The organism is Aeromonas tecta (genome assembly GCF_000820185.1).
Taxonomy (GTDB): Bacteria; Pseudomonadota; Gammaproteobacteria; order Enterobacterales; family Aeromonadaceae; genus Aeromonas; species Aeromonas tecta.
Window position 1 is genome coordinate 1 of the sequence record NZ_CDCA01000006.1, and the last position, 554, is coordinate 554.

General features: G+C 56.3%; 1 protein-coding gene. It reads left to right on the forward strand.

Annotated elements, in window-relative coordinates; translation table 11 throughout:
* Positions 1 to 273: 273 nt before the first annotated feature.
* Positions 274 to 554 (forward strand): sugar phosphate nucleotidyltransferase (locus tag BN1137_RS00530; protein ID WP_157433558.1); only part of this gene is annotated, 281 nt, incomplete at its 3' end.

Below are 554 nucleotides of genomic sequence, written 5' to 3' on the forward strand. Positions count from 1 at the left end.
CCCCCCCCCGCCCCGTGGCCAAACTGCCCACCCTCAGCTCGACGAGGGTGGCTGCAACCCACGCTCAGTCGCCAGTCGACATTCCCCCTCCCCCTCTCCTTCCCCTCAAGATGACCGTCAGTCATCCCCTGCATGACTGGCGATCCGCGTCAACCACTCAAGTAACATATTCATCAATTAATTGCCATTTCCGACAAAAAGCATGATTGAAAGCAAAGTCAGCAATCCCCAAATGGGACACCATATCGATGGATTAATCAAAAAGGGGGTTAAATGTCGTTACAACCTACCAGCACGGCGAAAGCAAGACAGTTGCTGAACGAGACCATGGCTCTGGTGCTTGCCGGAGGCCGAGGCAGCCGCCTGCGCCAGCTGACTGATCACAGAGCCAAGCCAGCGGTTCACTTCGGCGGCAAGTTCCGTATCATCGACTTCGTGCTTTCCAACTGCGTCAACTCCGGCCTTCGCCGAGTGGGTGTGGTGACCCAATACAAGTCACACAGTCTGCTGCGCCACCTGCAATCGGGCTGGTCTTTCCTGCGCTACCAGATGAA